This window comes from Streptomyces sp. NBC_01498 (assembly GCF_036327775.1).
Taxonomy (GTDB): domain Bacteria; phylum Actinomycetota; class Actinomycetes; order Streptomycetales; family Streptomycetaceae; genus Streptomyces.
The window spans coordinates 7,033,585-7,051,498 of the sequence record NZ_CP109598.1 but is presented as its reverse complement, the minus strand read 5'-3'; the positions used below and the strand labels follow the sequence as shown (position 1 = coordinate 7,051,498).

General features: G+C 72.8%; 13 protein-coding genes and 2 pseudogenes. 6 read left to right on the top strand and 9 right to left on the bottom strand.

The annotated features are described in order from the left end of the window. Window positions 1-146 precede the first annotated feature (146 nt). Window positions 147-1,524, top strand: a pseudogene (locus OG875_RS29970) (cytochrome P450). Between the two features lie 63 nt (window positions 1,525-1,587). After that, entirely contained in the window at window positions 1,588-2,010 is a 423-nt protein-coding gene (gene paaI, locus OG875_RS29965; protein ID WP_330177366.1) for a hydroxyphenylacetyl-CoA thioesterase PaaI, read from the top strand. 74 nt (window positions 2,011-2,084) lie between these two features. Here the strand turns inward: paaI and OG875_RS29960 are convergent, their stop codons facing one another. Together OG875_RS29960 and OG875_RS29955 are read right to left on the bottom strand one after the other, a co-directional pair. Continuing rightward, window positions 2,085-5,576 (bottom strand): phosphodiester glycosidase family protein, encoded by a 3,492-nt coding sequence (locus OG875_RS29960; RefSeq protein ID WP_330177365.1) that lies wholly within the window; start codon window positions 5,574-5,576, stop codon window positions 2,085-2,087. Between the two features lie 313 nt (window positions 5,577-5,889). Next, window positions 5,890-7,485, bottom strand: a pseudogene (locus OG875_RS29955) (SpoIIE family protein phosphatase); the annotation flags it as partial. Between the two features lie 434 nt (window positions 7,486-7,919). Here OG875_RS29955 and OG875_RS29950 point away from each other — a divergent pair. Further along, entirely contained in the window at window positions 7,920-8,198 is a 279-nt protein-coding gene (locus OG875_RS29950) for a chaplin (protein WP_330177364.1), read from the top strand. Between the two features lie 154 nt (window positions 8,199-8,352). Here the strand turns inward: OG875_RS29950 and OG875_RS29945 are convergent, their stop codons facing one another. From OG875_RS29945 to OG875_RS29930, 4 genes are all read right to left on the bottom strand, one after another. Next, window positions 8,353-9,222 carry a tyrosinase family protein gene (locus tag OG875_RS29945; protein ID WP_330177363.1) on the bottom strand — a complete coding sequence of 290 codons (870 nt, stop codon included), beginning with the start codon at window positions 9,220-9,222 and terminating at the stop codon, window positions 8,353-8,355. Window positions 9,223-9,239: 17 nt separating this feature from the next. Then, window positions 9,240-9,800, bottom strand: a complete 561-nt coding sequence (locus OG875_RS29940; protein WP_330177362.1) for a tyrosinase family oxidase copper chaperone — start codon at window positions 9,798-9,800, stop codon at window positions 9,240-9,242. Window positions 9,801-9,969: 169 nt separating this feature from the next. Continuing rightward, window positions 9,970-10,830 (bottom strand): glycoside hydrolase family 19 protein, encoded by an 861-nt coding sequence (locus OG875_RS29935; RefSeq protein ID WP_443079299.1) that lies wholly within the window; start codon window positions 10,828-10,830, stop codon window positions 9,970-9,972. A gap of 344 nt (window positions 10,831-11,174) precedes the next feature. Further along, complete coding sequence (locus OG875_RS29930; protein WP_443079226.1) at window positions 11,175-11,681, bottom strand: GNAT family N-acetyltransferase; 507 nt, start codon at window positions 11,679-11,681, stop codon at window positions 11,175-11,177. Window positions 11,682-11,959: 278 nt separating this feature from the next. On the opposite strand from OG875_RS29930, the gene OG875_RS29925 reads away from it, so the two are divergent. Beyond that, window positions 11,960-12,988 (top strand): fibronectin type III domain-containing protein, encoded by a 1,029-nt coding sequence (locus tag OG875_RS29925; RefSeq protein ID WP_330177359.1) that lies wholly within the window; start codon window positions 11,960-11,962, stop codon window positions 12,986-12,988. Window positions 12,989-13,037: 49 nt separating this feature from the next. Here OG875_RS29925 and OG875_RS29920 read toward each other — a convergent pair whose 3' ends face one another. The 3 genes from OG875_RS29920 to OG875_RS29910 all read right to left on the bottom strand — a co-directional run bounded on the left by OG875_RS29920 (window position 13,038) and on the right by OG875_RS29910 (window position 16,262). Continuing rightward, complete coding sequence (locus OG875_RS29920; protein WP_330177358.1) at window positions 13,038-14,222, bottom strand: DUF6397 family protein; 1,185 nt, start codon at window positions 14,220-14,222, stop codon at window positions 13,038-13,040. A gap of 105 nt (window positions 14,223-14,327) precedes the next feature. Further along, window positions 14,328-14,741: a roadblock/LC7 domain-containing protein gene (locus OG875_RS29915; RefSeq protein WP_330177357.1), complete on the bottom strand. Its 414-nt coding sequence runs from the start codon at window positions 14,739-14,741 to the stop codon at window positions 14,328-14,330. Window positions 14,742-14,852: 111 nt separating this feature from the next. Continuing rightward, on the bottom strand, window positions 14,853-16,262 hold the full coding sequence (locus tag OG875_RS29910; RefSeq protein ID WP_330177356.1) for an NADP-dependent succinic semialdehyde dehydrogenase: 1,410 nt from the start codon (window positions 16,260-16,262) through the stop codon (window positions 14,853-14,855). 283 nt (window positions 16,263-16,545) lie between these two features. Here OG875_RS29910 and OG875_RS29905 point away from each other — a divergent pair, with 283 nt between their 5' ends. Further along, a complete protein-coding gene (locus OG875_RS29905) occupies window positions 16,546-16,851 on the top strand; it encodes a hypothetical protein (protein WP_330177355.1) in 306 nt (101 codons plus the stop codon). Between the two features lie 132 nt (window positions 16,852-16,983). Next, window positions 16,984-17,901 carry a hypothetical protein gene (locus tag OG875_RS29900; protein ID WP_330177354.1) on the top strand — a complete coding sequence of 306 codons (918 nt, stop codon included), beginning with the start codon at window positions 16,984-16,986 and terminating at the stop codon, window positions 17,899-17,901. The last annotated feature ends 13 nt before the right edge of the window (window positions 17,902-17,914 follow it).

Here is a 17,914-nt window from a genome sequence, read left to right as displayed (position 1 = left end):
GATCACGGGCCGAATGTCGTCTGGCGCCCGGCGCGCGCGGCGGCTTGGCTGAAGACCGTACGGCCTTCCGTACGTCCGTACGCGGCTGACTAGCGCGCGGGCTTCCGTACGCGCCGCCAAGCCGCCCCCAGCACCGAGGACTTCAGATGACCACGGGTACGTCTTCCCCGACCGGCCGGGGCACCTCCGCACCGGGTCCCTCCGCCACGCCGGTGCCCGGCCCCCGGCAACTGCCCCTGATCGGCAACCTCCCGGCCTTCTCGCGCGACCCGCTGGCCTTCTTCGGGCGGCTGCGCGGCCACGGCGACGTCGTGTCCTGGCGGCTCGGCCCGCAGCGCGCGCTGTTCCTGTCCCGGCCCGAGCACATCGGGGAACTGCTCGCGGGCGTCGAGACCGAGTACCGCCACCCCGAACTCGGCTGGGCGTTCAAGCGGGTGCTCGGCGACGGCGTCGTCACCACGGAGGGCGCCGCGTGGCGGCGCAAGCGCGCGCTGGTCCACCCCGGTGGTCCGGCCGCGCCAGGTGCGCGGTTACGCGGGCACGATGACGGACTGCGCCACCTCGCTGGCCGACACCTGGAAGCCGGGCAGCCGGATCGACGTACGGCGGGAGATGCTGGGCCTCACCCAGCGCATCGCCGTACGGACCCTGTTCGGCACGGACACGGCGGGCCGCGAGGACACCATCGGGCCGGCCATGGATGTCGCGCAGGCGGCCATCGGCGACGAGTTCCGGGGCCTGACGCTGTTCCTGCCGTCGTGGGTCCCGACGCCGGGCAGGCAGCGACTGAAGAAGGCCGTCGCCGTCATCGACAGCGAGGTGAACCGGGTGACGGAGGAGCGGCACCGTGACGGCGCGGACCGCGACGACCTGCTCAGCAGACTGCTCGCGGCCCGCGACGAGCGGGGCGACCGGCTGTCGGACAAGGAGATCCGGGACGAGGCGGTCACGCTCTACATCGGCGGCCACGAGACCACCGGTACGACGCTGACCTGGGCCTGGTACCTGCTCTCGGCCAACCCGGAGGCGCGGGAGCGGCTGGCCGGCGAACTGGACCGGGTGCTTGAGGGGCGCCCGCCGGGCTTCGACGACTTCAAGGAGCTGCGCTGGACGGAGCAGATCATCAAGGAGACGCTGCGGCTCTACCCGCCCGTGTGGCTGCTGACGGGAATCGCGAAGGACGGCTCGACGCTCGGCGGCCGTCCGGTGCCGGAGGGCACCGTGCTGTGGGCGAGCCAGTGGAGCGCGCAGCGCGACGAGCGGTGGTTCCCGGAGCCGGACGCGTTCCGGCCGCAGCGGTGGGACGAGGGCGCTCCGGCCGTGCCCGACCACGCGTGGTTCCCGTTCGGGGGCGGGCCCCGGGCGTGTCTGGGGGCCCGGTTCGCGACGGTGGAGGCGGTGCTGGTCCTGGCCACGCTGGCGCAGCGGTTCCGGCTGGACCTGGAGCCGGGCGAGATCCCGCCGAGGCCGGGCCTGACGCTCCAGCCGGGGCGACCGGTACGGGCGACGCTGCGGAGCGCGTGACGGGGCCGGGCGGGACGGAGCGGACGCGGCGGGGCGTCGCAGGGGCGGCTTGGGATCGGCGGCATGGCGGACGGTGACGAGCAGGGGATTCCCGGCGGTGTGGGGCACGGGCGGGCGTACTTCGACGCCGACCCGGCGGCGCGGGGTCTGGGCATCACGCTCGTGGACACCGGCCCCGGGCGGGCCACCCTGCGGATGACCGTGCGCGCCGACATGGTGAACGGGCACGGCACCGCGCACGGCGGGTATCTCTTCCTGCTCGCCGACAGCGCCTTCGCGTGCGCCTGCAACAGCCACGGCCCGGTGACCGTCGCGTCGGGCGCCGACATCGACGTCGTCCGTCCGGCCCGGGAGGGGGACGTGCTGACCGCGACCGCGCGGGAGCGGACCCGGCCGGGGCGGGGCGGGATCCACGACGTGACGGTGAGTCTCGGGGACGACGTACTGGCCGAGTTCCCCGGTCGCGGCCGGGCGCCGCGGTCCTGACCGGGAGCGGATGACGGCAGGGTGGCCCGCGTCCGGGGTCGGACGCGGGCCACCCTGCCGTGGCCGGGGCTCGGTCAGGCGGCGGACCGGATCGCGGGCGCCCCGGCCGCCGCGACGCGGATCTCGGCGCGCTCCGTGACGCCGTTGACGGTCACGGCGAGGGTGACCGTGCCCCGGCGCAGCGCCGTGAGGGTGCCGGTGGCCGGGTCGTACGCCGCCACGTGGCGGCGGGTCGCCCGGTCCGGGTCACCGATGTGGACGTTCGGCGAGCCGGTCCAGTCCGCGCTCATCGGGAAGCCGACCGGTACCTGTCGTGTCCCCTGGGTGACGGTGGCGGTGACCGGTGCGTGCTGTCCCGGCTCCAGTGTCGCGGGCGCGTCCAGAGCCAGCGCGTCGGTGTGCGCCCGTGTCTGTACGGAGACCCAGTCGGGCCCGCCCGTCCACGGCCGGTGCCGGGCCGCCGACTGCTCGCCGCCGGAGACCCGGTCGACGCCGACGAGCGACCAGCCGGTGAAGCCGCCCTCGCCGGCCGGGGCGGCCGGGTTCTTCCCGGAGTTGCCGTTGATCAGATACGGGACGCCGTCGACGCGTGAGGCGTCGAAGACCCCGACATGGCTGCCGATGAACCCGGCGCCCTTGCCGCTGACGCGCCGGAAGTCCGCCAGCCAGTCCTCCAGCAGGGCCGCCTCCTTGCGGTCGCCGAGCTGGCTGGCCTTCTGGGCGGTCGGGTCGCGCGGCGGCACATGCGCGAGGACCATCACCGAGCCGACCCGGGGATCACCGGCCGCCGCGTCCAACTGGGCGCGCAGGGCCTCGATCTGGGCGAATCCGCCGCCGCGCAGGGAGAGCGCCGAGGTGTCGAGGGTGACGAACCGGGTCCCCCGGTGGTCGAACACCCGGTGCGCGGGCCCGAATTCGGCGACGAAGTTGTCGATCCGCCCGCCCATCACCTCGTGGTTGCCGGGCACGTAGTACCAGGGCACCTCGTCACCCAGCTCCTCGGTGAGCACCCGCCGCGCGAAGGCGAGATCGGCGGGCGAACCCTCGTCCACGAGGTCGCCGTTGATCACGAGGAAGTCCGGCTTCGCCGCCCTGATCTCGCGCAGGGTGCGCCGCGCCCGGAGCACGATCGCGCCGTCCGGCTCCCGGGCCACGAACTGCGCGTCGGACATCACCGCGAACCGCCAGTCCCGGTCCTCGGTCCCGGCCGCCGTGTCGATCAACGGGTCGGCGGCGGGCCGCTGTTCGGGCAGGTCGACGGTGGGCGGCACCTGTGCGGTCAGGCCGTCGATCAGGATCTCACCGGTGTACTGCTTGTCGGCCGCCGTCTCCGCGAGATAGAAGCGGTGCACGGACAGCGGCGTCGCGACGCCCTGCGGCACCGCGAACGTCACCTGCCGCCAGCCGGTCCAGGTCACGTACGGGCCACGCAGCAACTGATCCGAGCCTGCGGCGTCCTTGAGGTGCAGCGTCGGCCAGGCCCCCTTTCCGTCCCCCTTGATCCACAGGGTGAACGACTGCGGCTGGCCCGGTACGGGGATCTGCCGGGGCGGGTTCGCGTAGGCGGCGCGGGTCGCGGTCGAGAGGCCGAAGTCGTACGTCAGCCTCAGTCCGGTGCCGGTCTGCCCGTCGGGTACGGCCCCGACCGAACCGGCGGCGCGGGCATGGCTGAACGTCCAGTCGGCGGCGTCGTCCAAGGCGGAGACCTGCTGCTCCTGAAGGCCGACGCTCACCGCGAGGGAGGTCGTGACGCCGTCGACGGTCGCCGTGATCAGCCCCGCCCCGGCGCCGGTCCGGGAGGTGACGGTGAAGGCCCCCCTGCCGTCGTCGGCGACGGTGAACAGCGCGCGGTCGTAGGTGAGTTCCACGTCGCGCGGCTCGACGGGCGCGGAGGCGCCGTGCGCGTCGAGTCCGACGATGCCGAAGGTGCCGGTGGCGTCGCCGTCGGCGAGGCCGACGCGGGTGGTGGTCGGCCGGAGGCGGGCGAGGTCGCCGAGGACGGTCAACTCGATGGTTCCGCCGGCGGGTCCGCGTTCCGCGTGGACCTCCGTGGTGCCGCCGCCGCGTGCGGTGAACAGGCCGTCGCCGTCGACCCGGCCGACCCCCGGCCGTTCGGCGCGCCAGCGCGGTTCGCCCCGCGCGGGGCCGTAGGTCTCGTCGTACCCGGCCGCCGTGAGGGCGCGGGTCAGTCCGGGGAAGACGCGCTCGGGTCGGCCGCCCCGGACGGGGTCGTCGCCGGGCGCGGTGGCGGCGGGCGTACGGGTCTCGACCCAGAAGCCGTCGAGGCTTCCGCTGCCGTCGGGCGCGGTGAGGGCGAGGCCGTTGGGGACGGTGCGCTCGCTGCCGTCGGAGGGGGCGTTCTCCACCTGGAGGGTGTCGCTGCCGGGTTCGCGGGCGACGAGGGTCGAGGAGCCTCCGCCGTCGAGGTTGAGCGCGTGGTACGCGCCGGCCCGCCGCATCATCACACCGAGTTCGGTGAGGGTGACTCCGCCGCTGTCGGCCTGCCTGCCGTCGACGGTGAGGACGGTCATCTCCCGGCCGTCCGGGGAGAATCCGACGGCGGTACGGGGCGCGGCGGTGTTGTTGCCCTGGCCCTCGTGGTTCTGCGGGACACCGTCCACGACGAGGAGTTCACGCCCGCCGACGGCCGTCCGGGGCAGGGGGCCGCTGTCGGTGCGCGGGCGGTACTCCATGGCGACCGGGTCTCCGGGGCGCAGTGCCCTGAGCCGTACGGCTCCGGCCTCCCGCCCGACCAGGACGGTGCTGCCCGGTTCGATCGGGCCGCTGCCGGGTGCGTCGGTGACGGTGACGACCTTTCCGTCCCGTACGACGGCCTCGGCGGCGGGGGTCGCCCTGTCCACGGTGAGCGCGCGGTCGGCCCGGCCCCAGGCGGGGGTGTAGGCGCCGATGCCGCCGGGCGGCACGTTCGCGGCGTTGTACGCGGCGAGGGGGTGGGTCCCGGTGGGCAGCGTGAGGGTGCCGTCGAAGTACAGCTCCAGTACGCGCCCGGCGTTCCCGGGGCCGATGCCGACGGCCCGGTGGGCACCGGCGGCGGGCGAGTGGGTGAGGGCGCCGTCCCTGATCCCGGGTCCCTGCGGGGCCCCGGTCTCGTTGATGTCGAAGAAGTCGGCGTTGACGGCGGCGACGGTACGTCGGCCCTCGCCGGGGTCGTGCGCGGCGGCGAGTTCGGAGACGCTGCGGCGGTCGGCGACCGTGCCGGAGGACAGGTAGTCGGCCCGGACACCGCCGGCGCCGAGGTCCACCGACAGCGTGTCCACGCGCAGCCATTTGTCGGATTCGAGCCGGTCGTAGGAGGTGAGACCGATGCCCGGTGCGACGGGCCGGGTGCCGCGCGCGGTCTCGATGCCGTCGCCGTCCACGACGGACCTGGGGGCTCCGCCCGGTCTGCCCGCCGGTGGCGGGGTGACGGGGCGCAGCACCTCGGCGGCGTCGCGCGGACGGGGGTCGGGGGTGGAGTCGGCGAGGGACGGGGTGATGGCGCCCGTGGTGAGTGCGGTGACCGCCGCGATCAGCACGACGGACCGGCGGGCGATGCCTGGGCCCACAAGTTCTCCTGGTGTATGGGGGGTTGGCGCGGGAGGTACGCGCTGTCAGCGGCCCAGCATCGCCGGGGTACCGCTCGTTCGCCAGAGGTCCGGGGACACGCCGGGGAGAACAGGGGGCACCGGGGAGGTGACGCGGGGTGACCACCGTTGTGGGCGGGCGGAGTGCTTTCGCCCGGCACGCCGTCGGCCCCACAGGTGGGTACGTGTATGACGATCCGTCAGCCGCCACATCCTCGTATGTGAGCGCCGACGATCTGTCAGCCGTCGATTCCACGTATACGACGGCCCGTCAGGCGCCTTGCCGCGTGGGGTCCCTGCGCATGAGCAGCAGGGCCATGTCGTCGCCGCCGCCGTGTTCCCCGACCAGTTCGCCGAGGCTGTCCGCCAGGTCCTGGATGCCGGGGGGACCGTCCACCACCGCGCGGGACAGCCGGTCGAGCCCTTCGTCCAGGGTGGCTCCGGGCCGCTCGACCAGTCCGTCGGTGTAGAGGAGCAGGGTGTCGTCGGGCGCGAGGGTCGTCCGGGTGACGGGGTAGTCGGCGCCGCCGCGCCGGTCGGCCCCGTAGGAGAGACCGAGCGGAAGTCCGCCCTCGGTGTCGATCGTGACGCAGCTGCCGTCGCCCCGGCGCACCATCGGTTCGAGGTGTCCCGCGCGGACGATCTGGAGCGCCCCTGTCGCCAGGTCGACCTCCACGTAGGTGCAGGTGGCGAAGCGGTCGGTGTCCAGTTCGCGGAGGAAGACGGAGGCGCGGGCCATCGCCGTGGCGGGCGCGTGGTCCTCGGAGACGTACGCCCACAGCACCATCCTCAGCTGTCCCATCACGGCGGCGGCGTCGGTGTCGTGGCCCTGGACGTCGCCGATCATCAGTCCGGCCCGGCCGCCGGGCAGCGGGACCACGTCGTACCAGTCGCCGCCGATGTCACGTCCGGCCCGCGCCGCGCGGTAGCGGACGGCGATCCGGGCGCCGGGGACGTCGGGGATGCGGTGGGGCAGCATCGCCCGTTGGAGGCTCTCGGCGAGGTCGTGCTCCTGCTCGAAGAACATGGCGCGCTGGAGACTCTGGGCGATGGTGCTGCTGAGGGTGACCAGGAGATTGCGTTCCTCGCCGGTGAAGCCGCCGTGCCGGGAGTAGAGGAGCCCGAGCGCGCCGATCGTCCTGCCCTGGACGATCAGCGGCAGATAGGCGCCGGAGGCCACCGGGAGGTGGGCGATGTGTTCCCAGAGCGGCGGGAAGCAGCGCCGGAACTCGTCGCGCGAGGTGATGTAGCGGGGCTCGACGGTGCGGACGACCTCGCTCATCGGGAAGCGCGCGTCGATCCGGGTGTACTGGAGTTGCGGGACGTACAGCCCGAACCGTCCCTCCGTGACGAGGTGGACGCGTCCGTTCTCGACCACGCCGAGCATCACGCTCACGGCGCCGAGACTGCTGAGGGCCTCGGTGTCCTTCAGGGCGTCGGTGACGTCGTTGACGGTGGTGGCGCGGGCGAGGAGGGCGGTGATCCGGCGGACCATGCTGGTGAGGCGGCGCCGGGTCTCGACCAGTTCGCTGCGCAGTGCGGCGTCGTCCAGCTCGCGGGCGGCGTCCCGGACGATGCCGATGGCCCGGTACGGGTTGCCGTCCTGGTCACGGACGAGGTGGCCCTGGGTGTGGAGCCAGCGGGGCGAGCCGTCACGGCAGCGGATGCGGAAGTAGGCGCCGTAGACGTTCCTGCCGTTCTCCAGCGCCCGCCGGATGAGCGTGTCCAGCCGTTCCAGTTCCTCGGGCGCCACCCGGTTGGCGACCGCCATGTGGCCGTCGTACTCGTCGGGGCGCAGGTCGAAGACCTCGAGCGCGCCGGGGTCGAGGTGCATGCGCTCGCTGGCCAGGTCGATGTCGAAGCTGCCCATGCGGTTGTACGCGAGGGTCAGGTCGGGGCCGGCGGGCCAGTCCGGTTCGTACGCCTCGGGAGGGCCGGGCGGTTCCGGCGGGCCGGGTCGGGGAGGGCCGGGCGGCGGGTCGACACTCACAAGCCCCTCTTCCCAGTCGCACGGGTACGGCGGGTCGTTCTTCGGCGGGTCGTTCTCGGCGGGTCACTCTTCGGCGGGTCGTTCCGTTCTGTGCCTTCTGCTTGTTCCGCACCTTCTGCGATCAATTGTGTGCCCGGCACCGGTCCGTACCGCAAGCGGACGGAACGGCAGGATACGGCGCCGTACGCGTACCGCCGGGCCCGGGCGCGCGGCCGTCCGCTCCGTTCCGTCGACCGATTGGCACAGATCCGTTACCGAGGGTGAGTTTGCGCGTTGAACGTGCGTGAAGGCCGCACCTCCTGCGGCTGGACTCACCACGTTCAAGGAGAATTCTGATGTCGCGTATCGCGAAGGCCGCCGCTGTTCTCGCCGGCACGGGCGCCGTGCTGGCCGGCGGTGCCGGTATGGCCGCCGCCAACGCCGGTGCCGAGGGTGCGGCCGTCGGTTCGCCCGGGGTCCTGTCCGGCAACCTGGTCCAGGTGCCGGTGCACATTCCGGTCAACCTCTGCGGCAACACCATCGACGTGATCGGTCTGCTCAACCCGGCGTTCGGCAACCAGTGCGCGAACGTCGACCTCCAGCCCGCCCCGGTCGCCCCCGGTTACGGCTACTGAGCCCTCCCCCGGCACCGGGGCGCCATGTCCCCGGGGTGAGTGAGGGATGACGCAGGTGCCGAACGGCCTCCCGCAACGGATGCGGGAGGCCGTTCGGCACTGTCGCCGGCCGGTGGGCCCGGACCGCCCGGCTGCCACGGCCCGGCGGCACGGGTCAGGTCTCGTACCGGTACAGACTCCGATGGCCGAGCATCTCCGCCGGGGTCGTCCGCCAGGGCGGCATCGGCTCGTCCAGGGCGATGGCACGGCCCGCCTGCGGATCGCCTGCGGACAGCTTCCGCGCGGGCAGATACCCGGACTTCGGGTGCTTGCGCTGCCAGCGGTCCCAGAGCAGGTCGACAAAGGCGTGGTGAAGCCAGAAGACCGGGTCGTGGGGTGCGGCGGCCCCCAGCATCTGGCCGCCGATCCAGCGGTGCACCCGGTTGTGGTTGCGCCACCGCGCCGTGCCACTGCCCGCCGCCCAGCCCTCGAGACGGTTGCGGAAACCACGGGCGACCGTGGAGTCCCAGGGAGCGGCGTCGTAGAGGGACTCGTTCATCGCCCAGTCCAGCTCGTCCTTGGTGGGCAGCGCGATCGGGGAGGAGGGGCGGCCGAGGGCGCGGACGAGGTAGGTGCGTTCCAGCACCCCGTCGTCGATGGTCCAGTTGCCCGTCGCGTACGCGAACGCCCCCGTCGTCACCTGCCCGTCGGACCGGCGGCCGTCGCCGCCGAGGAAGTCCTCGGACCAGAGGGAGGCGGCCGGCGTGTTGTCGGTCGTCCAGTCCCAGTACGGTACGGTCACCGCCGGGTCGATCACCTGGAGAGCCCGCTCGAACTCCAGCAGGTACTTGCGGTGCCAGGGCAGGAACGACGGCGCCATGTGTCCGGTCCGGAGACCGCCGGTGCCGTCGGCCCGGTAGTGGCGGACGTGCAGACGGACGAGTTCGTCGTACACACCCCGCCGTTTGAGCTCCAGGAGCGCGGCGACGAAGCGCTTCTTCTCCGCGCCGGTGAGGTTCCGCTGGTTCTTTCTGATGTGCGCCATGGAGATCCTCCCCGCGGTCAGTGGGGTGCCGGGCCGGCGGGCACCAGCCGGGTCCCGCCGAGGTCGTCGACCGCCGCGCGGGTGGCCGCCAGTGCCGTCGGGAAGGACTCGACATGGTTGACCACGCTGACGTGGCCGCCGTCGGCGCGCCGCATGAGGTGCAGGGGCCGGCCGTCGATACGGACACCGGTCCCGGTCCCCCGCAGGTGCCGGCCGCGATACATCTCGTCGAAGAACTCCGGGAGCGGTGGGCCGCCCACGGCGCCCTCGGCCTTCTCCGCTCCTGCGGCTCCGCCGGCTTCGTCGGGCCGTGCGGCGGCCTCGTGGTGTGGGCCGGCCCGGAGAACGGGCACCAGGGCCGCGGCCGTACCGCCGCTCACACCGAGGGCGAACGCGGTGCGCAGCACCAGCCGCCGGGCGCGGCCGGGCGGGGTGGGCGGCGCGGGCGGAGGCGCCGACGCGAGAGGGCCCGGCGACTCAGGGGGACGCGGCGATTCGGGCGGGGGCGCCGCGAAGGTCGTCGGCCCCTCGGCCCGTACCTCCGGGGGCCTCGGCTCCAGTTTCGTGACGTCTGTCATGGCGAACCTCCGCTCTCGGCCGTGCCCCGCCCCGGGGCACGGGGCGGGGCAGGCGCACTGATCCGGTGTGGGGCGGAGTGATCTCCGCCCCACACCGGTCAACGAGGAGGTCCCGGAACAGTTCTGCGAACTGGGTTCCGATTGTCTTCGTGCGGGTACGGGCGCGGGCTCAGCAGTACAGGTTGCCGCCGGGCGTCGTGCCGAGGATCTGGGTGAAGCGCTGGTAGTTGTTGATGCGGCTCTGGACCTGCGCCGGGTTGCGGCCGTCGCATTCCAGGGAGCCGTTGATGGAGCGGATCGTCTGGCCGAAGCCGGCCTGGTTGACCATGGCGTTGTGCGGGGTCATGGTGCCGGGGCCGTTCTGGGTGTTCCAGTACCAGAGACCGGTCTTCCAGGCGACGGCCGCGTCGTTCTGGACGAGCCAGGGGTTGTTGAGCAGGTCGATGCCCAGCGCGTCGCCGGCGGCCTTGTAGTTGAAGTTCCAGCTGAGCTGGATCGGACCGCGCCCGTAGTACGCGGCCTGACCGGCCGGGCAGCCGTAGGACTGCGAAGTGTCGCAGTAGTGCGGGTAGTTGGCCGTGTTCTGCTCGACCACATGGACCAGCCCGCCGGTCTCGTGGCTGACGTTGGCGAGGAAGGCCGCGGCCTCCTGGCGCTTGACGGTGTCACTGCCGGTGTTCGCGAAGGCCGGGTAGGCGCTCAGCGCGGCCTTGAGACCGTTGTAGGTGTAGAAGGAATTGCGACTCGGGAACATCTGGTTGAACTGCGCCTCGCTGACCACGAAGCCACCGGCGGGCGGCGGGTCCGTGGGGCCACCGCCGCAGGCGCCGTTGTCGGCCCAGACGTCGACCGTGCCTGGTCTTTCGTTCTGGGTCCACCACTTCGCGGTCCAGTTGCGACCGTTGTACGAGGCGACATCGTTGCCCCAGTACACGGTGGACGCGTTCCAGGGGGTGACGCACGCGGCGGCCGTGGTGGCCGCCGCCGAGGTCGAGGCGGGCAGGAACACCGCGAGGGCCAGGGCCGACATCAGTGCGGTGAACAGGGAAAGGATTCGCTGTCGCAAGCGACTCACTCCTTCGCGCGGCCGGCGTTGAGCGACGGCCGCCATGGGGGTGAGGGAACCAAACCGGAAACCCTTGGGGACTGTCAAGGTCTAGACCAACGGATCAATTTCGGCCGGGCCTGGCCAATCGGCCGGTATGGGGCCTTCGTCGACCGCGCGGGGCGCCGGTCGGCGGCGGACAGCCGGAGCGCATGTCCGCAGCCCCCGCCGTCACGCCCGGTGGGCCGTCGCCCCGTCGGCCGGCGGTGGCACGGCGGTGCGCCGAGCCCGCCGTCCGGCGGGATCTGACGCGATCTCGCTCACGCGCGTCACAGGGAAGGGCGGCCACCCTCACTTCCGGGGCCCGCGTTTCCGTCCGGACCGGGGTGCCAGCGGTAGCGCACGTCCGGCTCGTTCTCCTCGTTGCTCCGGCCGTCGGTCTCCTCGACGGCGACGAAGCCGTGCCGCTCGTAGAACCGCCGCGCCGGACCGTTGATCTGGAACGTCCACAGGGACAGTCCGTCCGGCCGTCGCCGCTTCGCCAGATCGAGCAGGCGCGCTCCGATGCCGCAGCCCCGGTGGTCGGGGTCCAGATACAGCTGGTCGACGTCCCCGCCCTCGATCACCATCATGCCGACGACCGCCTCTCCGGAGGTCGCCACCCACGTCTCCTGGGTCGGCAGGACGATGTCACGGATCCAGGCGTGCACCCGCTGCTCGGAGTGGGGGCGCCGGACGCTCGGGAGGGCAGCCGCGAAGGATCGCAGCCACAGTCCGGAGATGTCGGACGCGTCGGCGGGTACCGCGCGACGGACGACAAGTGTGTTGGTCTGCACGACGAGCCATCCTGTCATCAATCCGGCCCCGGCAACGGGGAGTCGACGCCCGGGGAGCCCTCCGGGGACCGCGAGGACGGACAGCCGTCGCGGGGCCGCTTGCGGGGGCGGCGCCGGGTGGAGGCGGGGAGGGGCAGCCGTCGCGGGGCGGTCGCGCGAGCGGCGCCGGGGCGAGGCTCGGCGTCACGACCGGGCGACCCCGTCGGCGTACCGGCTTTCGCCGTTTTCCCATTCCGACGGGCACCGACTCTTGAAGTGAACCCGACACTGTGTCATATATGTCTAGACCAATCCCCTGGCTCTCGACGGAGGAGACGACCGTGCGACGGACCCCCACCCAGGTCGCGCTCGTTACCGCTACCGCCCTCACCCTCGTCGCCTGTGGCGGTGGCGGTGACGACAAGGACTCGCAGGCGCCGTCGGCCCCGACCGGTGTCAGCGTCCAGGCCGGCAGCGCGCTGTCCGCTCACGTCATGTGGGGCAAGGCCAAGGACAATGTCGCGGTCAGCGGCTACGTGGTGTATCGCGGCAAGGAGAAGGTGAAGGACGTCTCCGCCGATCAGCTGATGATCGACGTCACCGGGCTGAAGCCGTCCACCGCCTACTCGTTCTCGGTGCGGGCCAAGGACGCCGCCGGGAATCTTTCCTCGCACAGCGACAAGAAGGCCGTCACCACACCGGCAGCGGCGGCCGAGGACAAGAAGGCGCCGGCGCAGCCGCTGAAGTTGCGCGGCAAGCACGAGGGTTCGCGGGGCGCGGCGCTCACCTGGAGCGCGCCGGCCAAGGACGAGGGCATCACCTCCTACGACGTCCTCCAGGGCGGCTCGAAGATCCACAGCGTGGGCGGGGACGCGACCTCCGCCAAGGTCACCGGCCTCCGGCCCGGCACCGACTACTCGTTCACCCTCCAGGCCCGCGACGCCGCCGACAACGCCTCTCCGGCCAGCGCCCCGGTGGAGCTCAGCACCCCGAAGGGGTCGGGCGACGACCCCGACACCGCGCCGCTCGCCTTCGAGGCCAACCGCAGCAAGAGCGACAAGGACGGCGCGTACTACCTCGACCTGTCGTGGCTGCCGCCCGAGATCGACGGCGACGTGCCCTCGTACGAGATCCATCTCAACGGGAAGCTCACCACCACGCTGGTCTGGGGCAACAATCCGCCGGTGGGCCGCAGTACCGAGAGCGTCTACGCGGGCAAGAAGCCGGGTGTCACCTACAAGGTGAAGATCCGCGCGAAGCTGCCGGACGGCGAGTGGGGCCGCTTCTCCCCCGAACTCACCGTGGTCACCGGCGAGGCCAACTCCTGACCACCGGGCGACCGGGCCGCCGGTCCACGACCGGATCGGGCGGCCCGTCTCACCGGGCGGCACCGGCGCCATGGTGCGTGGTGGCAGCCCGCCGGGGCCGGTTCGGACTGCCGTCCGGGACCCGGTCCCGGTGACGCCCGATCCCCAGCCGCGTCAGCAACGGACGTCCCCTTCCCCCACCGCCCGCCCCGGTCCGTACCGGTTCGGCGGCGCGTTCCGGTACGGACCGGCCCGCCCGCTCCGGAGTCGGGGCCGGGGCTGGGGCCGGGAGGACCGGAGCGGGGGGCGGCGACGCGATCGGTCCCGGGAGCGGGTCGGGCGTGCCGAACGGGTCGGGCGCCGCCCCGGCCACTTCGGAGGTCCGGTCCCGGTCGGGTGTCCCGGACGGGTCGTGGGCCGGGGCGCTCGGGCGTGGCGCCTCCCGCTCCCGCCGGGCGTCGGCCAGCAGCGCGGTCAGGCTGGACCGGTGCCAGCTGATCTCGTCCGGATCGTCGGCGGTCAGCAGCCGTCGTAGGGCTTCCCGCCCGACCTCCGTACCGGGACGGCCCGGTGCCAGGTCCGGCCGCAGCCGGTTCAGACACGCCCGCTCGTACGGATCCGGCACCAGCTCGGCCAGTTGGAGCGGATCGAGGACGGACCCGACGATCGCCGCCCGCTCCCACCGGTCGTCGCTCTCGTGCAGGAGCAGACCGATGCGACGGCCGCGCCAGTTGCGCGGGCGGCAGTCCTCGACCGGGGCGGACCCGGAGCCGGCGATGCCGGCCGACTCCCCCGGCTCCGGGTGCGCCCGCGAGTCCTCCCCCGCGCCCTCGCCCGTCCGTGTCCGCGGCAACCGGCCCGTCAGCAGGCCCGGTTCACCGCTCGCGAACAGACGGAGATCCTCGGCCAGATAGAGCCAGACCACCGCCCGATAGCGATTGAGATAGAAACGCACCGGCACCAGATACCCCGCACGGGCGAGCCGGGTGAAGCGGCCGGAGCTGACACCCAGCAGCTCCGCCCCTTCGGCGGTCCCCACCGTCCGCACCCGTTCGCGCAGCGCTTCCGGGAAGCCCGGGGACCTCCGCAGCCGCTCGATCTCTCCCCGCGCGACCCTGCGGCGGCCACTCACGAGCCCGCCCACGGTGCGCACATGACCCAACTGGGCGGCCAGCTCGAACTCGCCCCGCTTCAGGCGCAGTTCCTGGGCCGCTCGGCCGGCGGCCAGTGTTTCCGAGATTTCCCTGACAGACATGACAGACATGACGTCTCCCCCGCGAGCGATTGACTACTCTCGGTGACGAATCTATCTCCCCGCCGGACATCCCGCTCGGCCTGTGGATAACTTTCCCGAGGCCCCTCAGATGTCCCCGACCGTCGTCTGTCCCGACTGCCGTGCCCCGATGCCGAGATGCTCCCCGACCCGGTTCACCAACAAGGTCATCTCGTAGGCGATCTGGCCGACGTCCGCCTCCGCGTCGCTCAGCACGCACAGGCAACTGCCCTCGCCCGCGGCCGTGACGAACAGCAGCGCGTCATCGAACTCGATCATGGTCTGCCGTGCCCGCCCCGCGTTGAAGTGCCGGCCGGACCCCCGCGCCAGGCTGTGCAGACCGGACGAGACCGCGGCCAGATGCTCGGCGTCCTCACGCGCCAGACCGGAACTCGCCCCCGTCACCAGCCCGTCGTTGGACAGCACGAGTGCGTGCCGTATCGGCTCGACCCGTCCGGTCAGATCCTCCAGAAGCCAGTCAAGTCCGTTTTCCAACGCCATTGCCGACCACTCTCCCCGTTCGGACAGGTACCGCGCCCTGTGCCCCGTATCTCCCCCGCCGGTCGCCAGCCTTGCGCACCGAATGCTCACGGGCAAGCGGTCCGCCCCCTCTCAGCCCTCGTCGCCCGGTGCGGCGCCGTGCCAGACGGTCGTCACGTTGCAGAATTCTCGGATCCCGTGCTCCGACAACTCCCGCCCGTAGCCGGAGCGCTTGACTCCGCCGAAGGGAAACGCGGGGTGGGACGCGGTCATGCCGTTGAAGAAGACCCCGCCGGCCTGAAGGTCGCGGACGAAGCGCCGCACCTCCGTGTCGTCACGCGTCCAGACGTTGGAGCTGAGACCGAAGGGTGTGTCGTTGGCGACACTCACCGCCTCGTCGAGATCGGCCACCCGGTACAGGGTGGCGACCGGGCCGAACGCCTCCTCGTGGTGGATGCGCATGTCGGGGGCGATATCCGTGAGGACGGTGGGTTCGTAGTACCAACCGCGGTCCAGGCCCTCGGGGCGCCGTCCGCCGCAGCGGGCCATGGCGCCGCGGTTGACCGCGTCGTCGACGAGTTCCTCCAGGTCGGCGCGGCCCTGCCGGCTGGCGAGCGGCCCGATGTCGGTGGACTCGTCCAGGGGGTCGCCGACGGTCAGCTTCCGCATCCCGGCGACGAACCGTTCGCCGAACGCGTCGTAGACATCGGCGTGCACGAGGAAGCGTTTGGCGGCGATGCAGGACTGTCCGTTGTTCTGTGTACGGGCGGTGACGGCCGTACGCGCGGCGCGGTCGATGTCCGCCGAGGGCATCACGATGTACGGGTCGCTGCCCCCGAGTTCGAGTACGGTCCGCTTCACCTCGTCGCCGGCGACCGCAGCGACGGCGCGCCCGGCGGGCTCACTTCCGGTGAGGGTCGCGGCAGCCACCCGGCGGTCGCGCAGAATGCCCTCGATCGCGTCGGATCCCACCAGCAGCGTCTGGAAGCAGCCCTCCGGAAAACCGGCCCTCCTGAAGAGGTCGTCCAGATACAGCGCGGTCTGCGGGACGTTCGAGGCGTGCTTGAGCAGGCCGACGTTGCCCGCCATGAGCGCGGGGGCGGCGAACCGTACGACCTGCCAGAGCGGGAAGTTCCAGGGCATGACCGCCAGGACGACTCCCAGGGGGCGGTAGCGGACGTACGCGCGCGACGCGCCCGAGTCACGTACGTCGGCGGACGACGGGTGTTCGTCGGCGAGCAGTTCCGCCGCGCGACGCGCGTACCACCGCATCGCCGTGACGCACTTCGCCGCCTCCGCGCGGGCGGCCCCGATCGGCTTGCCCATCTCCGTGGTCATGGTGCGGGCGATGTCGTCGCGGTCCTCCTCAAGAAGGTCGGCGGCGCGGTTCATCAGGGTCGCCCGGTGGTCGACGTCGGTGGTGCGGTGGCGGCCGAAGGCGGCGGCAGCCGCGGCCAGCCGCCGCTCGATCCCGTCGGGCCCCAGGGCGTCGAACGTCTTCAGGGTCTCGCCGGTGGCGGGGTTGACCGTGGCGATGGGCATGGGACAGTCCCTCCGATTCGTGCTTCCTCACTCGTGTCCCGACAGTCGCGCGGCACCGCCGGAGCCGCAACGCGGGCTCCCGGCGCCGGGCGCGCCCGGACGGCCCTGTGGGACGCCGTGGGGCCGCGGGTCGGAGTGCCGGGCGCCGGGTCCGATCGCAGGGACGTTCGCGGCGGCCGTACGAAGCGGTCCGGACGGGTGCCGAGTGCGGCGCCGTATGAACGGGTATCGAACCTGTGTGTAAGGCGGAGACCCCGGCAGACGCGCGGAAGGTGGACGGACCATGTTCGACAAGCTGCGCCGGTTGTTCGTACCGAACCGGACCGCCGCACCGGTCGCGGAGCCGGGAGCGTCGCCCCGCGCGCGTACGCGGCAGCACAATCTGTTCGAGGCGGCGGCCACCTACGTCTCGGCGACCGCCGACGACGACCAGGACCGGATGGACGAGGCGTCCGGGTGGGTCTCCCCCGAGGCGCTCTCCTTCGGGGTCAGCGAGCTGGCGTGCCGGGCCGTGACAGCCCTGGCGCGCGAGCGGGACGAGTCACCCCAGACCGTGGCACGGAGCCTTCTGGGGCTGCCCGCCGCGTAACGGCGCATCACGGACGCGTGACGCCTCCCGCCGACCTCCCGTCCACCTCTCGACGGCCGGGCGGCCGACTGGCTAAGGTGCGCCGACACCGATCGGACACGACCGATCGGATGGGTCGGATGGGGAGGGGTCATGACAGGTGCGGACGAATCCGTAGACAACGACGCACTTTTCGTGCTGTCGGCCGTGCTGCTGACACCCGCGCGGTTCCCCAGCGTGCTCGGCGACGACTTCCCGGAGGCGTGCGCGGCTCTCGGGCTGGAGCCGTACGAGCGCGGTTACGGGCTGGTGCTGGGCCAGGACGGCACGGGCGCGCGCTGGACGGTGGCCGTGCACGACGTGTCACTGGTCGCCGTCGCCATCGCCGCCTGGGACTGCGGCATGGACCACGATCTGTCTCCCGACGAGCGCACGGTGGTCGCGGCCCTGCCGGGCTGGCCGGTGGCCCTCTCGGTCGCGGCGCCCGGAATTCCCGCACCGCACGATCCGGATCCGGAACCGGGCCCCGGGGGCGACGGAGAGAGACCGCCGCTCGCGCCGCCGGACACGGCGGGCTGGGGCCCGGCGCAGCGCCGTCTCGGCGCCGACGAGATCGCGCTTCAGTGGGAGGTGTGGCGGGAACAGTTCGACGCCGAGGACGAGCCACCGCCGGGAGAGTCGGACGTGCCGACGTCGGACGGCCGATCCGGGCCGGACCGCAGCGGCGACGAAGCCGACGAGGGCGACCAGGAGCCGGACGTGCTCCCGGCCACGGACGGGGACCCCGACGGCCCGGACGTCCTGCACGACGGCGTACGGCACGTCCTGAAGCAACTGCGCGGCTATCTGGAGGCGCCCCCGCCACCGGGCCGTGTCCGCTCCGCCTTCGCCCCCGCCGGCGCCCGGACGCTCCGCGCCGACGGCCCCGGCTGGTCCCTCGTCGCCAGGACCGACGACATCGCCTACATCCTTCTGGACGACCAGCCGAACGAGGTCCTGCCGGTGGGGCGCGGATCCGAATTGCCGAAGCTCCTCGAAGCCCTCGACAGGATCGCCGTGCGCCCTTCCTGACCAGTCGCTTCCC